The sequence below is a fragment of the Phytobacter diazotrophicus genome (assembly GCF_052061655.1).
Classification (GTDB): domain Bacteria; phylum Pseudomonadota; class Gammaproteobacteria; order Enterobacterales; family Enterobacteriaceae; genus Phytobacter; species Phytobacter diazotrophicus.
The window spans coordinates 1,728,563-1,752,642 of record NZ_CM125428.1; the positions used below are offsets into that span (position 1 = coordinate 1,728,563).

A 24,080-nucleotide genomic window follows, 5' to 3' on the forward strand; every position below is an offset into this window, starting at 1 on the left:
GCAGAGCTGTGTACAGCAGGCAGTATATCGGGTAATGAATGAATTTCCAGACTCTCGTTCGGGCAAATGTCTTGCAGACGGACGAAAAAAGCTCGCCTAAACCAGATGCTAAAAAATGTACAATTCATGCGATTCTGTACAAATATTTACCGCTTCGCTGGTAAAAATCGCACTAAATAACAAGAAAATAAGAAATGAATTATCTTTTTGAACTGTACCTGGCATGAATATTGTTTAATTAATAGTCATTAAAAATTCTTTCAGGTAGCACAAAATGAATTCTCTTACGTAAAGAAAGGTAAAAAAAAACCGAATGCCAGGCATTCGGTCCTAATAGGGGTAAACAGACATTCAGAATCGAATGACGGTAATAAATAAAGTTAATGATGATAGCGAGGATTATATTAGTGCCGAATTTATAAATTGGTTTTGCAATCAGTGCTAAAAAAATGAAAATCATGTAACTTGTTGTTTTTATTAGCTCTTAAATTATATTTTGATTATTTGTGCTTTATTGTTTAGCTATTTGTGCTAAAAAAAGTTCCCCTGAATTTACAAATTGAAACATCTATAATGCAATATGAAACATCTTCAAAGTTTTCGTATCATATTCTTATTGGATTATTCTGTATTTTTAAGGAGAATGAACTTGCAGGCTGATTAATAGGATTGATCAGTGAGCAGTGGCTATAAAAACGCATATAACCGAGGGTTAATAACATGAAAGTTAAAGTACTGTCCCTCCTGGTACCAGCACTGCTGGTAGCAGGCGCAGCGAATGCAGCGGAAATTTATAATAAAAACGGCAACAAATTAGATTTGTACGGTAAAGTCGACGGTCTGCATTATTTCTCCGACGATAAAAGCGCTGATGGCGATCAGACATACGTACGTTTCGGCTTCAAAGGCGAAACCCAGGTAAACGACCAGATTACCGGTTACGGCCAGTGGGAATACAACGTACAGGCGAACAGCACCGAAGGTGCAAGCGATCAGGCCTGGACTCGTCTTGCATTTGCTGGTCTGCGTGTCGGTGATGCGGGTTCTTTCGACTATGGTCGTAACTACGGCGTGATCTATGACGTAACGTCCTGGACCGACGTCCTGCCGGAATTCGGTGGGGATACCTACGGCGCTGACAACTTCATGCAATCCCGTGCTAACGGCGTTGCAACTTACCGTAATACCGACTTCTTCGGTCTGGTTGATGGCCTGAACTTTGCTCTGCAGTATCAGGGCAAAAACGGCAGCATCAGCGGTGAAAACAGCACAGGTCGTAGCACCCTGAAACAGAACGGCGACGGCTTCGGCGCGTCTCTGACCTACGATCTGGGTGCTGGCTTTAGCGCAGGCGCTGCAATGTCTACCTCTAAACGTACTGCTGACCAGAATGCGGCTGGCGTTTATGGTAGCGGCGACAATGCAGACGTTTATAGCGGCGGTCTGAAATATGACGCCAACAACATCTATCTGGCGGCGCAGTACACCCAGACCTACAACGCAACCCGTTTCGGTAACTCTCAGAGCAGCAGCACCGTTTATGGTTTTGCGAACAAAGCGCAAAACTTCGAAGTGGTTGCTCAGTACCAGTTCGACTTCGGTCTGCGTCCGTCCGTTGCTTACCTGCAGTCTAAAGGTAAAGACGTTACCAACGGTACGACCGATTTCGGCGACCAGGATCTGCTGAAATATGTTGATGTTGGCGCGACTTACTACTTCAACAAAAACATGTCCACCTATGTTGATTACAAAATCAACCTGCTGGATGACAACACCTTCACTCGTCAGGCTGGTATCAGCACCGACAACGTTGTTGCCCTGGGCCTGGTTTACCAGTTCTAAGCAGCAATTCTCGACAAAGGGGCCCTCTGGCCCCTTTTTTTATGGCTGAACCCCGTCTCACCCTCGTTAAATTTGGTGTACTCTGGCGGCGCAAAACGGATAGGGAAAAGACGATGGCGACGACATTTCTGCGTGCAGGCCTGCTGCTTGCGCTCGCATTATTAAACGGATGCGATAACCCCGCCTCCCAGGTGGAACCCCCCACTGTGCTTGAAGGCAAAACGATGGGCACCTTCTGGCGCGTGAGCGCCATCGCGTTAAGCCCGGAGAAAGCGAAAAGCCTGACGCAGAAAATTCAGGCGCAGCTTGATGCCGACGATCAAGCGCTATCAACGTGGAAACCCGATTCGGCGCTAATGCGCTTTAACCATTCTGCCAGTCTGGCGCCGTGGCCGGTGAGCGCCGATATGGCAGACATTGTCACCGCCGCATTACGCGTTGGAGCCCACACGCAGGGGGCAATGGATATCACAGTTGGACCGCTGGTAAATTTATGGGGCTTTGGACCAGACAAGCAGCCCAACAAAGTGCCGGATCAGGCGCAAATCGATGCGGCCCGAGCGCGTACCGGGTTACAACATCTTAAGGTCATTAACGAGTCGCAACAGCAATATCTGCAAAAAGATCTACCGGATCTTTTCGTCGATCTCTCGACCATTGGCGAAGGGTATGCCGCCGATCATCTTGCGCGCCTGATGGAGCGTGAAGGGATCTCGCGCTATCTGGTGTCGGTGGGGGGAGCGCTGGTCAGTCGGGGTATGAACGGGCAGGGGCAACCCTGGCGTGTAGCGATACAAAAGCCGACCGACCAGGAAAATGCGGTGCAGGCGGTGGTGGATATTAATGGCCACGGCATCAGCACTTCTGGCAGCTATCGCAACTACTATGAGCTGGACGGTAAACGCATTTCCCACGTGATTGACCCACAGACCGGCCGTCCCATTGAGCATAATCTGGTCTCGGTGACGGTGATTGCCCCCACTGCACTGGAAGCTGATGCCTGGGATACCGGCCTGATGGTGCTTGGCACGGCGAAAGCGCAGGATATCGTGCGCAAAGAGGGGCTGGCGGTCTATATGATCATGCGGGAAGGTGACAAGTTTACTACCTGGATGTCGCCACAGTTTTCTGCGTTTCTGCTCAACGAGAAAAATTAGACAGCAAGAATGCGGGTTTTTTCGTCCGGGCTATCGGGCACAGTGAAGCTATGCTTGAAAGAGGAGCCTGAGATGAAAACATCCACGACGTTATATCAACAACCGTTGACCGATGAACAATGCTGGCAGGCTGTCTGTGCGCGTGATGCCAGCCACGACGGGCAATTTGTCTTCGCGGTACGAACCACCGGCATTTTTTGCCGCCCCTCCTGCCGTTCACGCCGTCCCCTGCGCGAGAATGTCGGTTTTTACCCCGATGCCGACACCGCGCAGGCTGCCGGGTTTCGCCCCTGCAAACGCTGTCAGCCTGAAAGAGCGGACCCGCAGCAGCAACGGATTGCAAAAGTGGAAAAGGCCTGTCGCTTGCTGGAACAGGAGGGGAGTGTGACCCTGGAAACCCTGGCGGATGCCGTCGCCATGAGCCCGTGGCATTTCCACCGGCTGTTCAAGTCCGTAACCGGCATGACGCCGAAAGCCTGGCAGCTTGCTTTTCGTGCGCAGCGTCTGCGCAACGCACTTAATGAAAGCGCCACGATCACCGATGCGGTGCTGGCGGCAGGGTTTCCCGATAACAGCAGCTACTATCGGCAGGCTGACGCCGTGCTGGGAATGACGGCGCGCCAGTATCGGCGCGGCGGTGACGATACGGATGTCTGCTATGCCCTGAGTCGTTGTTCTTTAGGGCATTGCCTGGTGGCGCAAAGTGAACGCGGGATCTGTGCCATTTTGCTGGCTGATAGCGAGGACGCATTGCTGGAGGAATTGCGAAGTATCTTCCCCGGCGCCCGACGCGAGCAGGCAGATGAAAGGTTTGTTGAACAGGTTGAGCAGGTCGTGAGGCGCATTGATAATCCGGCGTCACCTTTTACGCTGCCTCTGGACTTGCGCGGTACGGCATTTCAGCTCCAGGTCTGGAACGCGCTGCGCGCCATCCCGGTGGGGGAAACCGTCAGTTATCAGTCGCTGGCAAACACCCTTGGTAAGCCGGGGGCGGTGCGTGCCGTTGCCCGCGCCTGTGCGGCGAATAAGCTTGCCATTGTGGTGCCCTGCCATCGGGTGGTTCGCTCCGATGGCGGGCTGTCCGGTTATCGTTGGGGGGCGACACGTAAAGCCCGCCTTCTGCGGCAGGAATCAGAATCGAAGGAGACATAATGCTCGATTTATTTGCCGATGAAGAACCCTGGCAAGAACCTCTCGCCCCCGGCGCGGTGGTCCTGCGGCGTTTTGCGCTGGCAAAAGCACAGGCTTTACTGGCGGGCATTGAGGCGGTAACGCAGGTATCGCCGCTGCGTCATATGATAACGCCCGGCGGCTACACCATGTCGGTGGCGATGACCAACTGCGGCGAAGTGGGCTGGACGACCGACGCCAGAGGGTATCTCTATTCCGGGATTGATCCACAAACGGGCAATCCCTGGCCTGCTATCCCGGATGCTTTTGCGACGCTTTGCCATGATGCGGCGGTGGCTGCAGGCTATGCGGATTTCAGACCGGATGCCTGCCTGATTAACCGTTATGTACCCGGTGCGAAACTCTCGTTGCATCAGGATAAAGACGAACCGGATTTACGTGCGCCTATCGTCTCTGTCTCGCTTGGCCTGCCGGCGGTGTTCCAGTTTGGTGGCCTTAAACGCAATGATCCCATACAACGTTTAATGCTTGAGCACGGTGACGTGGTGGTGTTGGGTGGGGCGTCACGACTGTTTTATCATGGCATTTTACCGCTTAAACCGGGGCATCATCCGGCGACCGGAGAGTGCCGTTTTAACCTCACTTTTCGCCAGGCAAGAAAGATTGAATAAAAATAAGAATTATTCTTGATGTAAACAATCAGCCGTTTAAACTGCTGGCTGTTTTGGTTGACCGGGTTTTGTGATGGAACTTCTCCTGCTGGTCTGGCGGCAGTACCGCTGGCCTTTTATCGCCGTTATTGCACTAACGCTGCTTAGCGCCGCGCTGGGCATCGGGCTTATTGCCTTTATCAATCTCCGCCTGATTGAAACGGTGGATATGTCGCTGGCCGTGTTGCCGGAGTTCCTGGGTTTACTTCTGTTGCTGATGGCGGTGACGCTGGGATCTCAACTGGCATTAACCACCCTCGGCCACCATTTTGTCTATCGCCTGCGCGGTGAGTTTATCAAGCGCATACTCGACACCTCTGTTGAGCGTATTGAAAAGCTTGGCAGTGCCACGCTGCTGGCCGGGCTGACCAGCGACGTGCGTAGTATTACCATTGCGTTTGTGCGTCTGCCGGAACTGGTGCAGGGGATTATTCTGACGATTGGCTCTTCGGCGTATCTTGCCTGGTTGTCCGGTAAAATGCTGGTCATCACCGCGCTGTGGATGGCACTGACTATCTGGGGCGGATTTATTCTGGTCTCCCGCGTCTATAAACATATGGCGACGCTGCGTGAAACCGAAGACAAACTGTACAACGACTTTCAGACCGTACTGGAAGGGCGCAAAGAGCTGAGCCTTAATCGCGAACGTGCCGGGCATATCTATAACAATCTGTATCTGCCGGATGCCCGCGAATATCGCCACCACATTATCCGTGCTGACACTTTCCACCTGAGCGCGGTGAACTGGTCGAACATCATGATGTTGGGGGCGATTGGCCTGGTGTTCTGGATGGCAAACAGTCTGGGCTGGGCGGATACCAATGTCGCGGCGACCTACTCATTGACACTCTTGTTCCTGCGCACCCCTCTGCTCTCAGCCATTGGCGCGCTGCCGACACTATTGAGCGCGCAGGTGGCGTTCAATAAACTTAAACAGTTCTCGCTGGCGCCGTATCAGCCTGACTTCCCGCGACCGCAGCTTTACCCGAACTGGGAAACGCTGGAACTGCGCGATGTTACTTTTACCTATCAGGACAAAACGTTTTCCGTGGGGCCGATTAACCTGACGCTAAGGCGCGGCGAACTGATCTTCCTGATTGGCGGTAATGGCAGCGGTAAATCGACGCTGGCGATGTTGTTAACTGGATTGTATGAACCGGTTTCTGGCGAAATTCTGCTGGACGGTAAGCCACTGGCGAAGGAAAAGCCGGAGGATTATCGCAAGCTGTTCTCCGCCGTGTTTACCGATGTCTGGCTGTTTGATCAACTGCTGGGCGCGGATGGTCAACAGGCAGATCCGGCGCTGGTGGACCACTGGCTGCAACAGCTGAAAATGGCGCACAAGCTGGAGCTCAAGGATGGCAAAATCCTCGATCTGAAACTGTCGAAAGGGCAGAAAAAGCGAGTCGCGCTACTGCTGGCACTGGCGGAAGAGCGCGATATTTTGCTGCTTGATGAGTGGGCTGCCGACCAGGATCCACACTTTCGCCGCGAGTTCTACCAGGTGCTGTTACCGCTAATGCAGGCGATGGGGAAAACCATTTTCGCCATCAGCCACGATGATCATTACTTTATCCATGCCGATCGTTTGCTGGAAATGCGTAACGGTCAATTGAACGAACTGACCGGGGAGGAGCGTGAGCTCGCCTCCCGCGATGCGGTTGCCCGCACGGCTTGATGGTTAATTTTCGGGCGGAAACGCCCGGAAAATCCGCAACATATCTCTCTTTTACCCATCTGTACGCACGGCTTATTAATATTTACATCACCTGCCGCTATGCTTAGACCTGTACGCCTTCATCTCATAAAGGTGAGTTACTACGCAGGGAACGTCTAATGTCTGTCAGCAAAAAAAGCAGTAGCAGATTACGCGATCAGGAACGTGCGCGTTTAATCTGGCTTCTCACCACCGAAAAATCACTCACCGCAACGTTGCTTGGCGAGTTAACTCTTGCGGAACAGTTTGACGCCGATAAGCTCAGCAGTGACATGGCTGAGGTCAACGCATTGGTGGCGCATTTACCGGCGCCGGATTTAGCCGATACCCTCGAAGGGTTGCCGATAGACGGGCGTCTTGCCCTGTGGCGACTGGTAGAAGATGACAAGCGTGGCAAAGTCTTGCTGGAAGCGTCGGAAAACGTCTGGGAAGACCTGATTGATGGAATGAGTGATAAGGCGTTGCTGGATGCATTACAAACGCTGGATATCGACGACCAAATCTGGCTGGTGCAGCATCTGCCGCGTAATCTGACCGGGCGTCTGCTGGCAACACTGCCGGCAACCGATCGCGCCCGGGTACGCCAGGTGATGCGCTACGGCAAAGACTGCGTTGCGGCGATCATGGAGTTTGAAGTGATCACCGTGCGTCCGAATTTGACGCTGGCCACCGTACAGCGCTATTTACGCAGGCTGGGCAAGATGCCGGAAAACACCGACAAACTCTTCGTCACCGGACGTGACGGCATACTGCTTGGCGAGCTGGCGCTGCAAACCATCTTACTGAAAGGCAGTGCCTGCCGGGTAGGCGAGGTGATGAATGACGATCCGGTCACCTTTTCGCCTGATGAACAGGCGCAAGACGCGGCGCATACCTTTGAACGCGATGATTTAATTAGCGCGGCTGTTACCGATACCGACGGCAAACTCATTGGCCGCCTCACCATCGACGACATCGTGGATGTGGTCTACGAAGAGACTGACAACGATTTGCGTCAGATGGGTGGTCTGAGTGCCGAAGAGGATGTCTTTGCGCCGGTGACCCGTGCGGTGAAAAACCGCTGGGCATGGCTGGCGATTAATCTGTGCACGGCATTTATTGCTTCACGGGTGATTGACGGTTTTGAACACACCATTTCACAACTGGTAGCGCTGGCCGCGTTGATGCCTATTGTTGCCGGTATCGGCGGAAACACCGGTAATCAGACCATCACAATGATTGTTCGCGCCCTGGCATTGCAGACCATTCAGCCGGGCAATTTTCGCTTTTTAGTCTTGCGTGAAATGGGTGTGGCGTTGGTGAACGGTCTGGTGTGGGGGGGGATCATGGGAGGCGTTACCTGGCTACTCTATGATGATGCTGCGCTGGGTGGCGTAATGACGCTGGCGATGGTGCTCAACTTGCTGATGGCGGCGTTGATGGGCGTGCTTATCCCGATGACAATGGTGCGTTTCGGGCGTGACCCGGCGGTTGGCTCGAGCGTGATGATCACGGCGATTACCGACACCGGGGGCTTTTTTATTTTTCTTGGGCTGGCGACGATTTTTCTGCTGTAGCGCCACGCGCGTTATGTAAACGCGCAGGAAGGAGAGCCATCGCAATCATCCCTGCCAGTACGCCAATCGCCAGATTGCCGGTACTGATGGTTGCCGCAACGGTGACGATCATCACCACGGTTTCGGCAATCGGCGCGCGTTGCAGCGTTGCCGGATAGAGGCTATGCCAGCTAAAGGTTTTACAGGCGACAATGGTCATAATGCCCGCCAGGACCACCATCGGGATTTCCGCCATTACCTCGCTCAGTGCCGTCACCAGCAATAAGAGCACCAGCCCCGCCACGATGGTGGATACGCGGCTGCGTCCTTTGCCCATTTCCACATTGACGATGGTCTGCCCAATCATCGCGCAACCCGCGATACCACCGTAAAAACCCGCGAGAATATTGGCGATCCCCAGCCCGGCGCTTTCCCGGCTTTTGCTGGATGGCGTATGGGTTAAATCATCCACCAGACGTGCGGTCAACAATGATTCCAGCAGGCCAACAAAGGCGATACTGAGCGCGCAGGGCCAGATAATGCCGAGGGTGGCGAGGTTAAAAGGTACTCGCCATTCGGTGAAGCCAGGCAGGCCGCCTTGCATGGGACCCTCGTCGCCCACGGTGGGCAGCGTTTGTCCGGTGAGGACGGTAAATAATGTCAGCACCATGATGGCCACCAGCGGTGCGGGCACGCTTTTCACCCAGCGTGGCCACCACAGGACAATCAGCACTGTCAGGACGAAGAGCGCGAGGATCAGCGGTTCGCGGCTCCAGAAATGGGGCACCTGAGCGAAGAAAATCAAAATACCCAGCGCATTCACAAAGCCTGTCATCACTGCTTGTGGCACGAAGCGCATCAGACGCGCCATTCGCGTTAAGCCAAAGATAATTTGTATGACGCCTGCAAGCACGACGGCGGGCAGAATGTATTCCACACCGTGTTGGTGCACCATCGGGCCAATCACCAGCGCGACAGAACCGGCTGCTGCGGTTACCATCGCCGGACGCCCGCCCAGCAACGACATGCTGATGCACAGCACCACGGAGGCCAGCAGGCTGACTTTGGGATCGACGCCCGCGATCACCGAGAAGGAGATCACTTCCGGAATCAACGCCAGCGCGGTAATCACACCCGCCAGCGCTTCGCGCGTCATCAATTGAGGGGAGCGCAGCACATTGCTAACCCGACCCGTCGAGGAGAATAATTTTTCAGTCATAACTTTTTGCAGGGGTGATTAACGACAGGCATCAATAAATGGATGGGATGTCATGTGTTTGACAAAGCGGAGAATACTACTGTTTCTTAGCAAAAGTTGCCAGTAAACATGGTTATTTTTAATGCAATTATTAAACTTATTAATAACATTTATGCAATGACTATTTAATGTTTAAACATTATTTAAATCCTCTTTCCCCCGTGCTAGGTTAGATGCGCTAACGAAGTTACCCGCGATAACTGCTAATAAAGCAGCACTAAAAGTAAGGCATTAACATTATGAAAAGAATGACTGCCAGACTGTTTTCGATGGCTGTCGGGCTTAATGCTGTCTCCGCGGCAGTAAAAGCTAACGCATCGAAAGAGCAGGAAACGGATGTGCTTTTAATCGGTGGTGGGATCATGAGCGCCACGTTGGGAACCTACCTCCAGGAGCTGGAGCCCAACTGGTCGATCACCATGGTGGAACGGCTGGACGCGCTGGCGCAAGAGAGCTCCAACGGCTGGAATAATGCCGGTACGGGGCACGCCGCCTTGATGGAACTGAACTACACCCCGCAAAACCAGGATGGAACAATCAGCATCAAAAAGGCGATTGAGATTAACGAAGCGTTTCGTATCTCTCGTCAGTTCTGGGCGCATCAGGTGGAAACCGGTGTGCTGAGCGAACCGCGCTCATTCATTAATACCGTCCCGCACATGAGTCTGGTGTGGGGCGATGACAACGTTAACTTCCTGCGTGCCCGCTACAAAGCATTGCAGCAAAGTACGTTATTCCGTGGCATGCGCTATACGGAAAACCACGAGCAGATCCGCGCGTGGGCGCCGTTGGTTATGGAAGGGCGTGACCCGCAGCAGAAAGTGGCGGCGACCCGGACGGAAATCGGTACCGATGTGAATTTTGGCGAGATTACCCGTCAGCTTATTCATTCCTTACAACGCAAAGACAACTTCTCGCTGAAGCTGGGCAGTGAAGTCCGCAGCATCAAACGCAATGCGGATAACACCTGGAATGTGACCATTGCCAGTCTGAAAAACAGCGGCGTCGATCAGGTCATCAAGGCCAAATTTATCTTTATTGGCGCCGGTGGCGCCGCGCTGAAACTGTTGCAGGAATCCGGTATCCCGGAAGCGGCGGAATACGCGGGCTTCCCGGTCGGCGGCCAGTTCCTGGTCTCCGAAAACCCTGACGTGGTGAATAGCCATCTGGCCAAGGTCTACGGTCAGGCGACGGTGGGCGCGCCACCGATGTCGGTACCGCATATCGATACGCGCATCATTGATGGCAAACGCGTGCTGCTGTTTGGACCGTTCGCCACCTTCTCAACGCGCTTTTTGAAAAATGGCTCGCTGTGGGATCTGCTGCGCTCAACTAACAGTTCTAACTTCCTGCCTATGTTAAGCGTCGGGATGACCAATTTCAGCCTGGTGAAATACCTGATGAATCAGGTGCTGCAAAACGACGACGATCGCTTTGATGCCCTGTGCGAGTACTATCCGCTGGCTAAAAAAGAGGACTGGCGTTTGTGGCAGGCCGGGCAGCGTGTGCAGATCATCAAACGCAATGCGAAGAAATTGGGTGAACTTCGTCTTGGCACCGAAGTGGTGAGCGATAAAGAGGGTACCATCGCTGCCCTGTTGGGCGCATCGCCGGGCGCGTCCACCGCCGCACCGATCATGCTGGAACTGATGCAGAAGGTCTTCCCGGAAAAAGTCGCCTCTCCTGAGTGGCAGGCGAAACTCAAAGAGATCATTCCGTTCCTCGGTGTGAAGCTTGACGGCAATGTTGAAGCCTCGGATGAAGAGTTGCATTACACCAGTCGCGTGCTGGGGCTGAAATGTGACGAATCGCCGCTGGCGGATGCTACGCCGCCGGTACGAAAACCCTCGCATGTTGTGCCAGCGGAGAATGAACCTGCGGCGGATATTGCGCTGTAATCGAAAAACCTGCTTCGGCAGGTTTTTTTGTCTCAACGTTCAGGCGACTTAAATCTGTTTCGTTACCATTGATGTTTTTCACAGGTCCATTGGTGCGCTCTTCATTGCCACGGCAACAGTCCTCAGTCTTACGGCGGCCTTTTGCAGTAGCACGTTGCGCTCGGGAGCGTTGGGTCGTGAATGATCTCTTAGAGACGATTTATCCTCTGTAGCACTCTCATGATTTATTTACTTTTTTGTATAGGTAGAGGATGCTTATTTACGATAAATATCATTTTTCGCCTCTAAGGATCCTCTTTTGACACGTTTTCTTCTTACTGCAACGCTTGCGGCCGTGCTTGTTGGCTGTGCTACGCCAAAACCCACCATCCCTTATATCAATTACCAACGCATTGCTCTTGCCGATGTCGCGGCAAACAAATGTGTCTCGCTTGGCTTTCTGGATTATCAGATTGCTGCAGCAGCGAAAAATTACGCAGCGCGCGATTTAAATAGCTGGACTTATGACCCGGTGTTTTATCAGACCACATTCAATGAAATGTCAGCAGCGGCAGAAAAAACGCCACCGACAAAAGCGCAGTGCGATAGCTTTGCCGTCGCCATTGTCCAACGTCAGCAGCAAGAACAGCATAATTATCAGCAGCAACAGCTTGCCGCACAGCAGCAACAGGCGCTCAGTCAGTCATTGCAAACTCTCCAGAACTCGATGCCGAAAACCACCTACTGCAATAAAATTGGCTGGCAAACGGTGTGCAACACCTACTGATTTTGCCGCCAGCAGCGCAGGACAAAGGGAGGCCCATTACCTGGTGGGTAATCTGATTTGCCAGCGCCCTGCCATCGTCGTTTACATGCGCTGGAGCAGAATGGGGTAATCAGGGTTTATCGTGCCACCTTAAATCCTGGTCAGATGGGATATATCTTTTCGACGATATCTGGCCACGCTCGGCGGAGTGTTATTTTTAAGGAAATCGTTCAGTGTGTGGATGGCGGTCTTGATAGGTCGGTATTTTGCTGACCATCCGGGCGCAACATTAACGCGTCTGTCGCCCTCCTTTTGCGCCATAAAATATATGAACGGCATGCAATTAAGATTAATCTGAGTCATTGCTTGATATTAGTTTCTATTGTTACGCGGCTAAAAAGTTAGGTTTATTATTAGCTTCTTCCTTAATAAGGGCGCAGTTTATTAACATCATTGCGGAGCAAATAATGGGACTTCCAGTATCTGGTGTGGCTTCGACTTATTCAGATTTCTTTATCAATAAAATGACTGCGAGCGGCGATCTTTACACCCATACGGCGTATACCGCCGCTTTATTGCCGCGTGAACGCTGGCATGCCGTACCGCTTGGGACAAAACTAAAACTGACATACCAGGGGCGGTCGGTCATCGTTAAAGTGAATGATCGTGGGGCTGGCGATGGTTCAATGGCTCGCGTTCTTGATTTAAGTCGAGCTGCGTTTGCTTATCTGAGTGACCGGCCGATAAATGCTATTACCGATAAAACTGCAGGCTTGATTACATTGCAATCCATCATCGTTGTGCCAGCCAGCACGCTACAGGGACCTGTAACCCCATGAAGACTATATTTGCTATTCCTTTTTTTGCCCTGGGTTTTATCGCCAGTGTTGCTGTGCAGGCAGCGGAAAACAAAACGCCTGATGCGATTAATCGCATCATGGCGGAACCGGTACATAATTTGAGTCTCATGGATGCCGACCCTCAGGGGGCATTGCGCTGGGTCGTCTGGCAGGAAGGGCGGGCAGATTCCAGCGTTTCTTACCTTGCGCTATTCAAGCAGGATAAAGGGGCTGCCTCTTCGGTATGGTCAACAAGCTGGCCGGACGCCTGGTCACCTGCGCTGCAACCTCTGCCTGAATGGCGCTGGCAAGGAAATGCTCTTTTGGCCGTGACGCTTCAATTTGGTGCCGCAGCCGGGCAAGTTGAACTGTATGGACTGGATACACAAAACCGACCAATAAAACTGGCAGAAAAGACGGCAGCCAGCGTCAGTTGGAAAATCAATGAATCCGGTCAGCGATTGTTAGTCCTTTATGAACCTAAACCGACAGTCCTCAAAGCGAGCTGCTATGGCTGGCGGGAAAACACCAACAAATTGATGCCTCAATCTTGTAATTGACAGGGACAGGCCTTTCGGTACTCATTTCTGCTCGGGGTTATCGTCGGTATTCGATAAAAGATCATTCAGTGTTTCGAAATCAATTTCTGATTCAGCGTCATCCAGCAACTGAGTGACGGAAAGCAGATCGGTGAATTCACTGAGCAGCATTTCGGCGTCGGATTTAAGCGGCGTGTCGGCGACATCGACCGCCGTGTTGATGGCTTTCTTTACGTTTTCAATAATCTCGCGGACGCCGCCGTTTTTCCCCAGCGTCAGCACCAGGGCGCTAAGTAACAGTGACTGTGCCTCTACGCGGGCAGTCAACTGTTTCGCCTCCGCATCCATCTTTGAAATCTTTGCGATCATACTGATAATGACGTTTTTCATGTGATTCCCTGCCTCTGATCCGCATGAGTCTTGGCTATCTACAAGAAGTAAGCATGGCGTTATGTAAGCCTAAATGAGCTTAGGATATTTCACGCGTTGAAAAATGCTGAGCCGGGCACAGTTGTGAAAATATTTATATCAGGAAACAGGGGAGAAGCCCCAGCTGGCACATGCTCAGGAAGCCGTGTGCGTTATCCGCACTGTTTTTCGTCGGCAAGGGGAGAGCACGCTCGAGACGCAAGAGTATTGCAGGCATTAAAAAAACCGCAAACTCAGAGAGGTTGCGGGTTCTTAAGGGGTAACCGGTAGCGTAAAAGCTTACCGGTGAAATATTTGGTCGGCACGAGAGGATTTGAACCTCCGACCCCTGACACCCCATGACAGCGTTTAAAATCCGGTGTAAGCCGCATCTTTATTAGATTTTAGGTTAATCCACTGTATGCCCGTATTGAGGATTGGGAGGGGAAAAAATCTTATGTGCCGGTGGCAGCGTAATCAACGCTTTATTGTATGCAAATATTAATAGTCATAAGCGAATATGAATGGATGTGTGTGCCCCTGTCGGGCTGTATGCAAGAACGGGCAGCGGCTGGTTGCTGATACTGAATTAGCCTGACAGCAGGACCATATTGATGCGGAGAGAGCGACGACAGAAGATTCCTCCGCGCTATCCAAATGGAGGAAATGCCTGATTATACTGATGCTGGTTGATACTTCTAAGACATCTGAAATCTATTGGCATAAAAAATCAACTTACTGATATATTTTTTGTGTTTAAATGCCTGTTAGAGTTTTCTTAATAATTATCTATGACCCTAACTTTTTAAAGGCCAGGGTCATGGAAATAGTTATGTATGGCTTCTTCGATAAAAAATAATGAAAGGTTTTTCAATATATTTATAGCTAAGGGTTGAGCAAATCCCTGTAATCAGGAAGAAAATTGATATATATACTAGAGGTGAATTCAAAAGTGAGCTGTTTGCAAAGTAATGATCTAAGGTGACCCTGGTGATGATCATCACTGGAATGTGGCATAAATATATACTATATGATCTGTCGCCTATCCATTCAAGAATTTTTGAATTGAACGGCGGTGTTTTTAAAGCTAACAGCATGAAAGTTGTGGCTCCAAGAGTTCCAATAAATAATAGCTTTAATTGGGATGGCATCGCTGATGTGTAAAAAACCAGGGCAAATATGCAAACTATACACAGTAAGATACTTAAATGTTTATTTATTTTTATTTCAGATATAATGTTTTTCGATAGATACATTAAAGAACCGAAAATGAAAGCCTGCGGTCTTATCCACCATCCGATAGTTTCTTGGTGATTTATATTGTTAGGTAAAAACATTGAGCTGGCTACGACAATTGCCAGTAAGCTTAAATATAATTTTTTTCTTGTAAATGATATGGCAAGCAATGATAATAAAAAATATAATTGCCATTCAAGGCTTAAAGACCATGTTACTGAAAGTAATGGGTCGTAAGAAATACCGGAAATTGTTTTTTGAAAATAGAAAATATTTGAAATTCCTAGCAGCGAGTATATTAATGTATCGATTGATTTATCGAGACTTATATTGTTATATGGTTGAAGGATACAAGCTATCAACATGCATATGACTGCCCAGACAACGAGGGCAGGTATCAGCCTAAAAACCCTCTTTTTAAAAAAAGAAGAAAAAGCACTTGCTGTCCGACCATGATGTGAAATTTCAGTTTCAAGGCTTTTGCACATTAAAAAACCAGAAATTGCCAAAAATATATCAACTCCACTCCAATAAGAAGCTGAACTATATGTAGTCATTAACCACTCAGGAATAGGTAGACGATGCAAATGCTGAATGATTACAAGCAGTATTGCTATTGCCCTCAATGCCTGAATATTGTGATTTGTATTTCTGTTTTCCATTCTGACCTTAGCTGCATTTTCTCAGGAAACGATATGTAACTTGTAAATTCCACATCGTAACATACATGAACCTTTTTAGAACATCCGATAAGAAAGCGTTATATCGTCGTTTCTCCTGTTTTCACAACAATATCTTCCAGCATGAGGTTTAGCCTCTCCTTCACAGTTTTTGAAAAATCGCTGTTCAGCGTGTTTTTCTGCATTGGTTTAACTCTCACAACCAGGAAAACTGGAACAAGGTTGCACTGTCGTTCCGCCTCTGTGTGATCTACGAAGCTGAGAAGCCAGTCATTCATTACGGAAGATGGGGAAGCTGTTGAAGGAGAATCCCTGGAAGATGTAATTGTGGTTTGCCGGGTGACATATTTCGTAAACCGAGCTAGTGATGATGGCTGCCCTGAGATGTAAGTCGCAGGTTTGTTTACCATTATTTTATCATCGGAATATTTCAGAAAAAAAACCAACCTTAAAAGGTTGGTTTTTTAGGGAAATTTGGTCGGCACGAGAGGATTTGAACCTCCGACCCCTGACACCCCATGACAGTGCGCTACCAGGCTGCGCTACGTGCCGATTTGTGGCGGTAATAGTACCCTTTTCACCGCTGATTGCAAGTGAGGGGAGAGCTAACTGATTCATAAATAATCAATCAGTTAGCGATAAACCGTTTTTCATCTGTCAGGACCTGTAGCAGCAAACTCAATTGCGGTTTCTGATCCTGAACCTTTTCACCCTGCGGATTCCAGGTCTGATAGCTGCCGTTCTGATTGAGCACCAGCGTCATCTGTGGCGTCGTAATCGCCAGCGCATCGCCGCTTGCTGCGGTGACCCATGTATGGCGTCGCGTTGCGTTAAACAGATCCTGACCCTGCGAATACTCGTTTGCTGGCGTACTGACATGTAACAGGCGCTGCATCAGCGTTGTCATCACGTCTTTGTGGTCGGTCAGCTTGTTGATGCGCTGTGCAGGTGTGCCTGGCCAGTGAATCACCAGCGGCACATGCAGATTATCGCGCGACCAGGCAAAGTCAGTGGCCGACCGATCGGCAGGCATGCCGTGACCCGCGGTGATGATCACAACCGTATCATCCAGCTTGCCCGATTCGCGCAACGCATCCAGTAAGCGGTTGATCTGCGTATCGACATCGGTAACGGCGCGACCATAGCGACGGGCAAAATTCTGCTGATTGCTGTCTGGCAGGTCGGTGCCGTTCAACGCCACCCAGGAGAACCAGCGGTTATCGTCCTGAGCATAATGACCCAGCCAGTCAATCCATTGATCGGCGGTCTGTGCGTCTGTCTGCGTTTTCGCCGCAGGCAGCGAGAAATCCGAAAGCAATGCCTGACGATACAACGCGCTACTGAACCCGTCGGAAGAGAACAAACCTAACTGATAACCTTGCTGATTGAGCGCAGAGATCAGTGCAGCAGGCACGCGTGCCGACAGCACTCCGTCCATGTAGCTCGGCGAAATACCGTAAAACAGACCAAAATAGCCGCTGTCCGCCGTGTTGCCAGAGCTCATATGCTGCGTGAAGGTCACGTTCTGTTGCGCAAACGCGGCAAGTGCCGGCATCTGTTTTTCGTAACCTGAATAATTCAGGCCATCAACGGTAATCAGCAGAACGTTTTGCCCGGGCCCCATATCCAGATAGCGCAGATCGCTCAATGGATACTGTACCGAAACGGCTTCGGGGCTACCCTGTTCAATCAGGCGACGCTGATAATCCTGCGCATCCAGCAGGCCATGTTTCTCCAGGAAGCGGCGTGCCGTCATCGGGTAGGAAAGAGGCAGGTTCGCTCGCTGCATGGTGATAGGGCGATAGAAGTTGGCGTCCGCCCAGATATACATAACGTGGGTGGCAATGAAGGCTACGAAAAAGAACCCTGCCACGGGTTTTGCAAAGCGCCGCCGCCGGGTCAGGCTGCGAAGCTTTTGCCAGCTCCAGGTGGCGAACAGCATCTCAATGAGCAGGATAACCGGCACACCGATAAACATGAGCTGCCAGTCACGCGCCGTTTCATTCTGATCGGGGTTGATCACCAGTTCCCAGACGATGGGATTGAGATGCAGGTGAAAACGGGTAAAAACTTCGCTGTCGATAAGTAACAGCGTCATGCCCATGGTCGCCAGAATAACGGACAGGAAGCGCATCAGGCGTTGGGACATCACCACAAAGGTGAGGGGGAATAAAATCAGCAGGTAGGTGGCGAACACCAGAAAGCTGAAATGACCGACCACGCTCAGGTAAGAGTAAATCCGCCCGGCAAGCGTTGTCGGCCAGTCGGCGACAAACAGATAGCGACTACCGACCACAATGGACAATAAAATATTGAACAGGGCGAACCAGTGCCCCCAGCTTACCATCTGGGAGACTTTTTCACGGTAGGGCTGACGATGAGTCACCATAACTTGTCGCTGTTTACCTTAATGCGCTTTATCGTCATTAACGGACGACTGCAATGCCTGGGCGAAAGATTTTGCGATGGCCTGGCGTTGAGCAGGGGCGATGCTGGTATTGATCAAGTTCGTCACCATGTTTCCCAGAACCATCAGGGAAAGGTCGGTCGGAGACTTGTGTTTCTCCAGCACGTTGGCCAGCTCACTTAGCAGTTGTTCAACGTGTTCATCACTATAGCGGGAAATTTGTGGCATAAATCGAAATCAGTTATTCATAAAGGGCAACATATTACCGTAGCAACAGCTTTTTTTCTGCTTTTTTATCAGCAGTTGCACAGTTGCTTGCGTGGTGGTTGAATACCGCCCGGTCTAAAAGGAGAGTTTATCATGAGTCTGGACATCAACCAGATTGCCCTGCACCAGCTTATCAAACGCGATGAGCAAAATCTTGAGCTGGTGTTGCGCGAATCTTTGCTGGAACCGACTGCTCCCGTTGAGGAGATGGTCGCCGAGTTACACCGGGTTTACAGCGCGAAAAGTAAAGCCTACGGCCTGTTTAACGACGACAGCGAACTGGCGCAGGCATTACGCCTCCAGCGTCAGGGCGAGGAAGATTTTCTCGCGTTCAGCCGTGCGGCAACGGGGCGCTTACGTGATGAACTGGCAAAATATCCCTTTGCGGACGGCGGCATTGTGCTGTTCTGCCACTATCGCTATCTGGCAGTGGAATACCTGTTGGTCGCGGTGCTGAATAACTTAAGCAGTATGCGTGTTAATGAGCAACTGGACATCAGCGCGACGCATTATCTTGATATTAACCATGCGGATATCGTGGCGCGTGTGGATTTAACCGAGTGGGAAACTAACCCGGAATCGACGCGTTATTTAACCTTCCTCAGAGGGCGCGTTGGGCGTAAGGTCTCTGACTTTTTCATGGATTTCCTCGGTGCAACCGAAGGATTAAACGCCAAAGCGCAGAACCGCGGATTGTTGCAGGCGGTGGATGACTTTACCGCGCAGGCGCAGCTCGATAAATCAGAGCGCCAGGATGTTCGCCAGCAGGTCTACACCTACTGTAATGAACAATTGCAGGCAGGCGAAGAGATTGAACTGGCGTCACTGTCAAAAGAGCTGGCGGGCGTGAGCGAAGTGAGCTTTGAAGAATTTACCGCCGGGCAGGGCTATGAGCTTGAAGAGAGTTTCCCGGCGGATCGCAGCACATTGCGCCAGTTAACTAAATATGCGGGTAGCGGCGGCGGGTTAACCATTAACTTTGATGCCTTGCTGTTGGGCGAGCGTATTTTTTGGGATCCGGCCACGGATACGTTGACCATTAAGGGCACACCGCCGAATCTGCGCGATCAACTGCAGCGCAGAACCGGTGGCAACTGACCGCACTGTGCATAAAGGAATACGCAAGAAACCTTCTGTCGATGTTGCATTGCTGCGACGGGCCCTCAAGGTCTGGTTCGACTTTCAGTTTGATGACCAGGCCTGGCAGGGTACGGATCTGATGAGCAACGTAAGGTAATTGATGCCTTGAGTGAGGGGCAAATCATCCCGATACGCATTTTGCCGCGAACGGGTAGACCGTTAATCGAGTTTGATGAGACATAAAAAAACCCCGCAGAGCGGGGTTTTTTCAACTTGTCAGCGATTACGCGCGAACGAAGTCGATGTGAGACAGTTTCGGTTTGTAAGCGTGACGCTGTACAGCCTGAACTTTCACTTTTACTTCTTTGCCATCGATAACCAGAGTCTGAACTTCATCATAGAATTCAGCTTTAGACTGGATGTTCCACAGCTGGTCGTGGTCCAGTTCGATAGCAACCGGAGCTTCTTTCCCACCGTAAACGATAGCCGGGAATTTGTTAGCTGCGCGCAGGCGGCGGCTCGCACCCTTACCCTGCTCTTTACGTACTTCTGCGTTGATAGTAAACATGTCAATTTCTCTTAAATAGTTCCTGCTACAGGCGACCCAGCAACAGGCAAGTGATCTGCTTTGCGGATGCAAAAGCGGGCGGATTATACCCGTATCCCCCCTCTGTTACAAGTCAGACCGCTATGGCTTAGCCGCGTAGCTCGTTGGCGCGGCGAAAGCGCCCTTCATAATCAAACACCTTTTCCCGCACCTGCCAGTACTGGCCTTTTTTGCGCGCCACGACAAAATCAGGGTGGCGTAACAGCGCCTGCCGGGCGAGGATATCGGCGGCGACAATCCAGCGTAATGGCACGCCGGGAGTACGGGTGTGCGGGCGGATAAAGAGCTGCTCAAAAGCGGTACGCTGAGCAGGGGTATGCAGGCGGTAGCGTTCGCTGACATCTGCGCCATCTTCATCGTAGTAGGTAATTTTTAACCACTCGCCTTTGTCATCCGCGCCGTGCTGTAAGTCCATTCCGCTACAGCGAAGGACCAGCGCGTCTTTGAGTTTCAACGCCGCTTTAAGCATATCGTCCGGATCGACCAGAATGGTGTCGCAGGTCCGGCAACGACGGGCAGCAATGTCGTTTTCCGCATTACACTGGGGGCAATTTTTAAAACGGAAACGATAGTCACACTGTTCCCGCTGGCCGTCATCGTCCTCAAACCAGCCCTGGCAGCGGCGGCCAAAATGTTCGATTAAGGTGCCATCTGCCGTGGTTTTCCCCCAAAAGGTATTGGCAAAGCCGCAGGCCGGGCAAAATACCTGCACAGGTACGTTATCGCTTTTTCCTTTCGGCGCACCGACTTCCGGCGCGTAAAGATCGTGCGGATTTCCGGCGTAGTCGAGGATCAGGCAATCGGTCTTGCCGGGAAACAGTCGCAGGCCGCGTCCGACGATTTGCTGATACAGGCTGACGGATTCCGTTGGGCGCAGGATGGCAATTAAATCCACATGCGGCGCGTCAAAGCCAGTCGTGAGCACCGACACGTTCACCAGGTAGCGAAAGCGTTGCGCTTTAAACGCCTCAATCAACTCATCACGCTGTGGACCTGGCGTTTCGCCGGTAATCAGCGCTGCTTCGCCCGCAGGCAACAGCCCGGTAATTTCATGGGCATGTTCTACGGTCGCGGCAAAAATCATCACGCCTTTGCGGCTTTCTGAGAACTCAACAATCTGGCTGATGATGTGCGGCGTGACGCGCTGCTGTTTTTTCAGTTCACGGTTCAGATCCGCTTCGCTGAACAGGCCGTTACTCTGCGCCTGCAGGCGGCTGAAATCGTACTGCACCACTGGCATATCCAGCCGTTCCGGTGGTGTCAAATAGCCATGCTTGATCATGTAACGCAGCGGCAACTCATAAATGCAGTCGCGGAACAGCGCTTTTTCATCGCCCCGGACCATACCGTGATAATGAAAACGGTAGATCCAGCCTTTCCCCAGACGAAAGGGGGTCGCGGTGAGTCCAAGCAAACGTACGCGGGGATTCACTTTGCGCAAGTGCTGTAAAATTTGCTGGTACTGGCTTTCGTCATCGTCGCTGATGCGGTGGCACTCATCGACAATCAGCAGTGAAAACTCACCCTGAAAATGGTCAAGGTTACGGGCAACGGACTGTACGCTGCCGAAAACCACTTTGCCCTCACTCTGTTTACTCTTGAGGCCCGCAGCGTAAATATCCGCCTCCAGACCCAGAGCGAGGTATTTCGCATGGTTTTGCGCGACCAGTTCTTTAACGTGTGCGAGCACCAGTACGCGCCCGCGCGCCACCCTTGCCAGTTCGGCAATGACCAGGCTTTTGCCTGCGCCTGTTGGCAGGACAATCACCGCAGGTTCATCGTGATGGCGAAAGTGGGCGAGGGTAGCGTCTACCGCTTCGCGTTGATAAGGGCGTAAGGTAAAAGTCATGCTCTTCATGGTGTGACAACATCATGTCACAAGTATGCCACGAATCTTTCCCTTGAGCGGCGTAGAATGACCGCTATACTGACAGGCGTAAATCACCTGAGTCTTCTTAAGGACGAAAGTCCTGCTTCCAGCACCATACAGGCAAAACAACTTCATGCGACTTGATAAGTTTATCGCTCAGCAACTCGGCGTAAGCCGTGCTATTGCCGGACGTCAAATCCGCGCCAGCCACATTACCGTAGACGGCGAAATTGTCAGAGATGCCGCGTTCAAATTGCTCCCGCAACACGAGGTGGAGTATGAGGGTAACGCGCTGGCTCAACAAACCGGCCCTCGCTATTTCATGCTCAATAAACCGCAGGGCTATGTTTGCTCAACGGACGATCCCGATCATCCGACGGTACTCTATTTTCTGGATGAGCCTGTAGCGCACAAACTCCATGCTGCGGGGCGCCTGGATATCGATACTACCGGGCTGGTGCTGATGACCGACGATGGGCAATGGTCGCACCGTATCACCTCACCACGCCATCACTGCGAGAAAACCTATCTGGTCGACCTGGAATCGCCAGTGGCGCAAGACACTGCGGAACGTTTTGCCAAAGGTGTCCAGTTGCATAACGAGAAAGACCTGACCCAACCGGCTCAGATCGAGGTGATCACGCCGACGCAGGTACGCTTAACTATCAGCGAGGGGCGCTATCACCAGGTAAAACGTATGTTTGCCGCCGTGGGCAACCACGTTGTCGGGCTGCATCGTGAACGTATCGGCGCGATTACCCTCGACGACGATCTGGCGCCGGGAGAGTACCGCGCACTGACAGAAGAAGAGATTGCCAGCGTCGGTTTGCCTGCGCGTTAACTTAGAGGAGCTTTTCGTGACCAACAGGCCACACTCATCACTGAGCATTGTGATTATTCTTGGCCTGCTGGCCATGTTGATGCCGTTATCTATTGATATGTATCTGCCCGCGCTCCCGGTAATTGCCGGGCAGTTTGGCGTACCGGCGGGCAGCGCGCAAATGACGCTAAGCACTTACATTCTGGGCTTTGCGTTGGGGCAACTGCTTTATGGTCCTATGGCGGACAGCATCGGGCGTAAGCCGGTTATCCTTGGCGGTACGCTGATTTTCGCCGCGGCGGCTGTGGCCTGCGCGCTGGCACAGAGTATCGATCAACTGATTACCATGCGCTTCTTTCATGGTCTCGCGGCAGCCGCAGCCAGCGTGGTGATTAATGCCCTGATGCGTGATATTTATCCGCGCGAAGAGTTTTCGCGGATGATGTCGTTTGTCATGCTGGTGACTACCATTGCGCCGTTGCTTGCCCCGATGATCGGCGGCGTGGTGCTGGTTTGGTTTAGCTGGCATATGATCTTCTGGATCCTGGCGGTAGCGGGCTTGCTGGTCTCGGTGATGATTGCGTTCTTTATACGTGAAACGCTTCCGCCAGAACGTCGGCAGCCGTTCCATCTGCGAACTACTGTCGGCAATTTTGCCTCTCTGTTTCGTCATAAACGCGTGCTCAGCTATATGCTGGCAAGCGGCTTTAGCTTTGCCGGAATGTTCTCTTTTCTGAGCGCCGGACCGTTTGTCTATATTGAAATCAACCATGTTTCGCCACAGGATTTTGGCTACTACTTCGCGCTAAATATTGTTTTCCTGTTCCTGATGACCATCATCAATGGACGTTTCGTCCGCCGTGTGGGCGCATTAAAGATGTTCCGTGGTGGGTTGTGGGTTCAGTTTGTGATGGCGCTATGGATGGTTATCACGGCACTGCTTGGCGTAGGTTTCTGGTCACTGGTGGTGGGCGTGGCCGCCTTTGTCGGCTGTGTTTCGCTGGTGTCATCGAACGCGATGGCGGTCATTCTTGATGAGTTTCCCCATATGGCAGGAACCGCCTCCTCTCTGGCCGGTACGTTCCGCTTTGGTATTGGCGCAATTGTCGGCACGCTGCTTTCTATGTCGGCGTTCAACTCCGCATGGCCAATGATTTGGTCCATCACCTTTTGCGCAACCAGTTCCATTCTCTTCTATCTCTACGCCAGTCGCGGCAAAAAACAGGCGTAACCTTTCAACAAATGGGGGCAGAAACGCTCCCTTTTTTGATGCACATCAACCAAACCTGACATACATTCGGACGTGTTTGTTTATTTTATGTAAAATCCGTTTG

The 24,080-nt window shown here is 51.6% G+C and carries 22 protein-coding genes and 1 tRNA gene; 14 read left to right on the forward strand and 9 right to left on the reverse strand.

What is annotated here, in order from left to right; genetic code table 11:
• The first annotated feature begins 720 nt into the window (after positions 1 to 720).
• From ACS0RQ_RS08305 to mgtE, 6 genes are all read left to right on the forward strand, one after another.
• Positions 721 to 1,842, forward strand: coding sequence for a porin OmpC (locus ACS0RQ_RS08305; protein WP_271850143.1), 1,122 nt, complete (start codon positions 721 to 723; stop codon positions 1,840 to 1,842).
• Positions 1,843 to 1,955: 113 nt separating this feature from the next.
• Positions 1,956 to 2,999: an FAD:protein FMN transferase ApbE gene (apbE, locus tag ACS0RQ_RS08310; RefSeq protein ID WP_271850144.1), complete on the forward strand. Its 1,044-nt coding sequence runs from the start codon at positions 1,956 to 1,958 to the stop codon at positions 2,997 to 2,999.
• 72 nt (positions 3,000 to 3,071) lie between these two features.
• Positions 3,072 to 4,151, forward strand: coding sequence for a bifunctional DNA-binding transcriptional regulator/O6-methylguanine-DNA methyltransferase Ada (gene ada, locus ACS0RQ_RS08315; protein WP_271850145.1), 1,080 nt, complete (start codon positions 3,072 to 3,074; stop codon positions 4,149 to 4,151).
• Positions 4,151 to 4,801, forward strand: coding sequence for a DNA oxidative demethylase AlkB (gene alkB / locus ACS0RQ_RS08320; RefSeq protein ID WP_271850146.1), 651 nt, complete (start codon positions 4,151 to 4,153; stop codon positions 4,799 to 4,801). Before ada ends, alkB begins: the two co-directional genes overlap by 1 nt.
• A 73-nt stretch (positions 4,802 to 4,874) precedes the next feature.
• On the forward strand, positions 4,875 to 6,518 hold the full coding sequence (locus ACS0RQ_RS08325; RefSeq protein WP_271850147.1) for a multidrug ABC transporter permease/ATP-binding protein: 1,644 nt from the start codon (positions 4,875 to 4,877) through the stop codon (positions 6,516 to 6,518).
• Positions 6,519 to 6,676: 158 nt separating this feature from the next.
• On the forward strand, positions 6,677 to 8,113 hold the full coding sequence (gene mgtE / locus ACS0RQ_RS08330; protein ID WP_071195666.1) for a magnesium transporter: 1,437 nt from the start codon (positions 6,677 to 6,679) through the stop codon (positions 8,111 to 8,113).
• On the opposite strand, the gene ACS0RQ_RS08335 is transcribed toward mgtE, so the two are convergent.
• Positions 8,076 to 9,311 carry a SulP family inorganic anion transporter gene (locus ACS0RQ_RS08335; RefSeq protein ID WP_271850148.1) on the reverse strand — a complete coding sequence of 412 codons (1,236 nt, stop codon included), beginning with the start codon at positions 9,309 to 9,311 and terminating at the stop codon, positions 8,076 to 8,078. The two genes, mgtE and ACS0RQ_RS08335, sit on opposite strands and share 38 nt — an antisense overlap.
• 278 nt (positions 9,312 to 9,589) lie before the next feature.
• On the opposite strand from ACS0RQ_RS08335, the gene mqo reads away from it, so the two are divergent.
• The 4 genes from mqo to ACS0RQ_RS08355 all read left to right on the forward strand — a co-directional run bounded on the left by mqo (position 9,590) and on the right by ACS0RQ_RS08355 (position 13,392).
• Positions 9,590 to 11,248 (forward strand): malate dehydrogenase (quinone), encoded by a 1,659-nt coding sequence (mqo, locus tag ACS0RQ_RS08340; protein ID WP_271850149.1) that lies wholly within the window; start codon positions 9,590 to 9,592, stop codon positions 11,246 to 11,248.
• Between the two features lie 298 nt (positions 11,249 to 11,546).
• A complete protein-coding gene (locus ACS0RQ_RS08345) occupies positions 11,547 to 12,014 on the forward strand; it encodes a hypothetical protein (protein ID WP_271850150.1) in 468 nt (155 codons plus the stop codon).
• Between the two features lie 341 nt (positions 12,015 to 12,355).
• Positions 12,356 to 12,832 carry a septal ring lytic transglycosylase RlpA family protein gene (locus ACS0RQ_RS08350; protein ID WP_271850151.1) on the forward strand — a complete coding sequence of 159 codons (477 nt, stop codon included), beginning with the start codon at positions 12,356 to 12,358 and terminating at the stop codon, positions 12,830 to 12,832.
• A complete protein-coding gene (locus tag ACS0RQ_RS08355) occupies positions 12,829 to 13,392 on the forward strand; it encodes a hypothetical protein (RefSeq protein ID WP_271850152.1) in 564 nt (187 codons plus the stop codon). The genes ACS0RQ_RS08350 and ACS0RQ_RS08355 overlap by 4 nt, the downstream gene beginning before the upstream one ends.
• A gap of 21 nt (positions 13,393 to 13,413) precedes the next feature.
• Here the strand turns inward: ACS0RQ_RS08355 and iraP are convergent, their stop codons facing one another.
• On the reverse strand, positions 13,414 to 13,761 hold the full coding sequence (gene iraP, locus ACS0RQ_RS08360) for an anti-adapter protein IraP (protein WP_271850153.1): 348 nt from the start codon (positions 13,759 to 13,761) through the stop codon (positions 13,414 to 13,416).
• 628 nt (positions 13,762 to 14,389) lie between these two features.
• Between iraP and ACS0RQ_RS08365 the strand changes: the two genes are divergently transcribed.
• Complete coding sequence (locus ACS0RQ_RS08365; RefSeq protein WP_420372485.1) at positions 14,390 to 14,521, forward strand: tail fiber assembly protein; 132 nt, start codon at positions 14,390 to 14,392, stop codon at positions 14,519 to 14,521.
• 88 nt (positions 14,522 to 14,609) lie between these two features.
• Here ACS0RQ_RS08365 and ACS0RQ_RS08370 read toward each other — a convergent pair whose 3' ends face one another.
• From ACS0RQ_RS08370 to ACS0RQ_RS08390, 5 genes are all read right to left on the reverse strand, one after another.
• Entirely contained in the window at positions 14,610 to 15,677 is a 1,068-nt protein-coding gene (locus tag ACS0RQ_RS08370; protein ID WP_334632435.1) for an acyltransferase family protein, read from the reverse strand.
• 98 nt (positions 15,678 to 15,775) lie between these two features.
• Positions 15,776 to 16,105 carry a hypothetical protein gene (locus tag ACS0RQ_RS08375; RefSeq protein WP_420372488.1) on the reverse strand — a complete coding sequence of 110 codons (330 nt, stop codon included), beginning with the start codon at positions 16,103 to 16,105 and terminating at the stop codon, positions 15,776 to 15,778.
• Between the two features lie 65 nt (positions 16,106 to 16,170).
• Positions 16,171 to 16,247: transfer RNA gene (locus ACS0RQ_RS08380), tRNA-Pro, on the reverse strand.
• A gap of 76 nt (positions 16,248 to 16,323) precedes the next feature.
• Positions 16,324 to 18,084, reverse strand: a complete 1,761-nt coding sequence (gene yejM / locus ACS0RQ_RS08385) for an LPS biosynthesis-modulating metalloenzyme YejM (protein WP_271850777.1) — start codon at positions 18,082 to 18,084, stop codon at positions 16,324 to 16,326.
• Between the two features lie 18 nt (positions 18,085 to 18,102).
• Positions 18,103 to 18,330 (reverse strand): YejL family protein, encoded by a 228-nt coding sequence (locus ACS0RQ_RS08390; RefSeq protein ID WP_039079937.1) that lies wholly within the window; start codon positions 18,328 to 18,330, stop codon positions 18,103 to 18,105.
• Positions 18,331 to 18,462: 132 nt separating this feature from the next.
• On the opposite strand from ACS0RQ_RS08390, the gene yejK reads away from it, so the two are divergent.
• Positions 18,463 to 19,467 (forward strand): nucleoid-associated protein YejK, encoded by a 1,005-nt coding sequence (gene yejK, locus ACS0RQ_RS08395; RefSeq protein WP_039079938.1) that lies wholly within the window; start codon positions 18,463 to 18,465, stop codon positions 19,465 to 19,467.
• 265 nt (positions 19,468 to 19,732) lie between these two features.
• Here yejK and rplY read toward each other — a convergent pair whose 3' ends face one another.
• Complete coding sequence (gene rplY, locus ACS0RQ_RS08400) at positions 19,733 to 20,017, reverse strand: 50S ribosomal protein L25 (protein ID WP_039079939.1); 285 nt, start codon at positions 20,015 to 20,017, stop codon at positions 19,733 to 19,735.
• Between the two features lie 127 nt (positions 20,018 to 20,144).
• Entirely contained in the window at positions 20,145 to 21,905 is a 1,761-nt protein-coding gene (gene radD, locus ACS0RQ_RS08405) for a DNA repair helicase RadD (protein WP_271850776.1), read from the reverse strand.
• Between the two features lie 154 nt (positions 21,906 to 22,059).
• Between radD and rsuA the strand changes: the two genes are divergently transcribed.
• Positions 22,060 to 22,767, forward strand: coding sequence for a 16S rRNA pseudouridine(516) synthase RsuA (gene rsuA, locus ACS0RQ_RS08410; RefSeq protein WP_271850775.1), 708 nt, complete (start codon positions 22,060 to 22,062; stop codon positions 22,765 to 22,767).
• Positions 22,768 to 22,783: 16 nt separating this feature from the next.
• Positions 22,784 to 23,977 (forward strand): Bcr/CflA family multidrug efflux MFS transporter, encoded by a 1,194-nt coding sequence (locus tag ACS0RQ_RS08415; protein WP_271850774.1) that lies wholly within the window; start codon positions 22,784 to 22,786, stop codon positions 23,975 to 23,977.
• Positions 23,978 to 24,080 lie beyond the last annotated feature (103 nt).

Bases quoted from the DNA above. Each gene is read 5' to 3' on its own strand.
- ACS0RQ_RS08305 (WP_271850143.1), top strand. From the start codon at position 721: ATGAAAGTTAAAGTACTGTCCCTCCTGGTACCAGCACTGCTGGTAGCA.
- apbE (WP_271850144.1), top strand. From the start codon at position 1,956: ATGGCGACGACATTTCTGCGTGCAGGCCTGCTGCTTGCGCTCGCATTA.
- ada (WP_271850145.1), top strand. From the start codon at position 3,072: ATGAAAACATCCACGACGTTATATCAACAACCGTTGACCGATGAACAA.
- alkB (WP_271850146.1), top strand. From the start codon at position 4,151: ATGCTCGATTTATTTGCCGATGAAGAACCCTGGCAAGAACCTCTCGCC.
- ACS0RQ_RS08325 (WP_271850147.1), top strand. From the start codon at position 4,875: ATGGAACTTCTCCTGCTGGTCTGGCGGCAGTACCGCTGGCCTTTTATC.
- mgtE (WP_071195666.1), top strand. From the start codon at position 6,677: ATGTCTGTCAGCAAAAAAAGCAGTAGCAGATTACGCGATCAGGAACGT.
- ACS0RQ_RS08335 (WP_271850148.1), bottom strand. From the start codon at position 9,311: ATGACTGAAAAATTATTCTCCTCGACGGGTCGGGTTAGCAATGTGCTG.
- mqo (WP_271850149.1), top strand. From the start codon at position 9,590: ATGAAAAGAATGACTGCCAGACTGTTTTCGATGGCTGTCGGGCTTAAT.
- ACS0RQ_RS08355 (WP_271850152.1), top strand. From the start codon at position 12,829: ATGAAGACTATATTTGCTATTCCTTTTTTTGCCCTGGGTTTTATCGCC.
- iraP (WP_271850153.1), bottom strand. From the start codon at position 13,761: ATGAAAAACGTCATTATCAGTATGATCGCAAAGATTTCAAAGATGGAT.
- ACS0RQ_RS08370 (WP_334632435.1), bottom strand. From the start codon at position 15,677: ATGGAAAACAGAAATACAAATCACAATATTCAGGCATTGAGGGCAATA.
- ACS0RQ_RS08375 (WP_420372488.1), bottom strand. From the start codon at position 16,105: ATGGTAAACAAACCTGCGACTTACATCTCAGGGCAGCCATCATCACTA.
- yejM (WP_271850777.1), bottom strand. From the start codon at position 18,084: ATGGTGACTCATCGTCAGCCCTACCGTGAAAAAGTCTCCCAGATGGTA.
- ACS0RQ_RS08390 (WP_039079937.1), bottom strand. From the start codon at position 18,330: ATGCCACAAATTTCCCGCTATAGTGATGAACACGTTGAACAACTGCTA.
- yejK (WP_039079938.1), top strand. From the start codon at position 18,463: ATGAGTCTGGACATCAACCAGATTGCCCTGCACCAGCTTATCAAACGC.
- rplY (WP_039079939.1), bottom strand. From the start codon at position 20,017: ATGTTTACTATCAACGCAGAAGTACGTAAAGAGCAGGGTAAGGGTGCG.
- radD (WP_271850776.1), bottom strand. From the start codon at position 21,905: ATGACTTTTACCTTACGCCCTTATCAACGCGAAGCGGTAGACGCTACC.
- rsuA (WP_271850775.1), top strand. From the start codon at position 22,060: ATGCGACTTGATAAGTTTATCGCTCAGCAACTCGGCGTAAGCCGTGCT.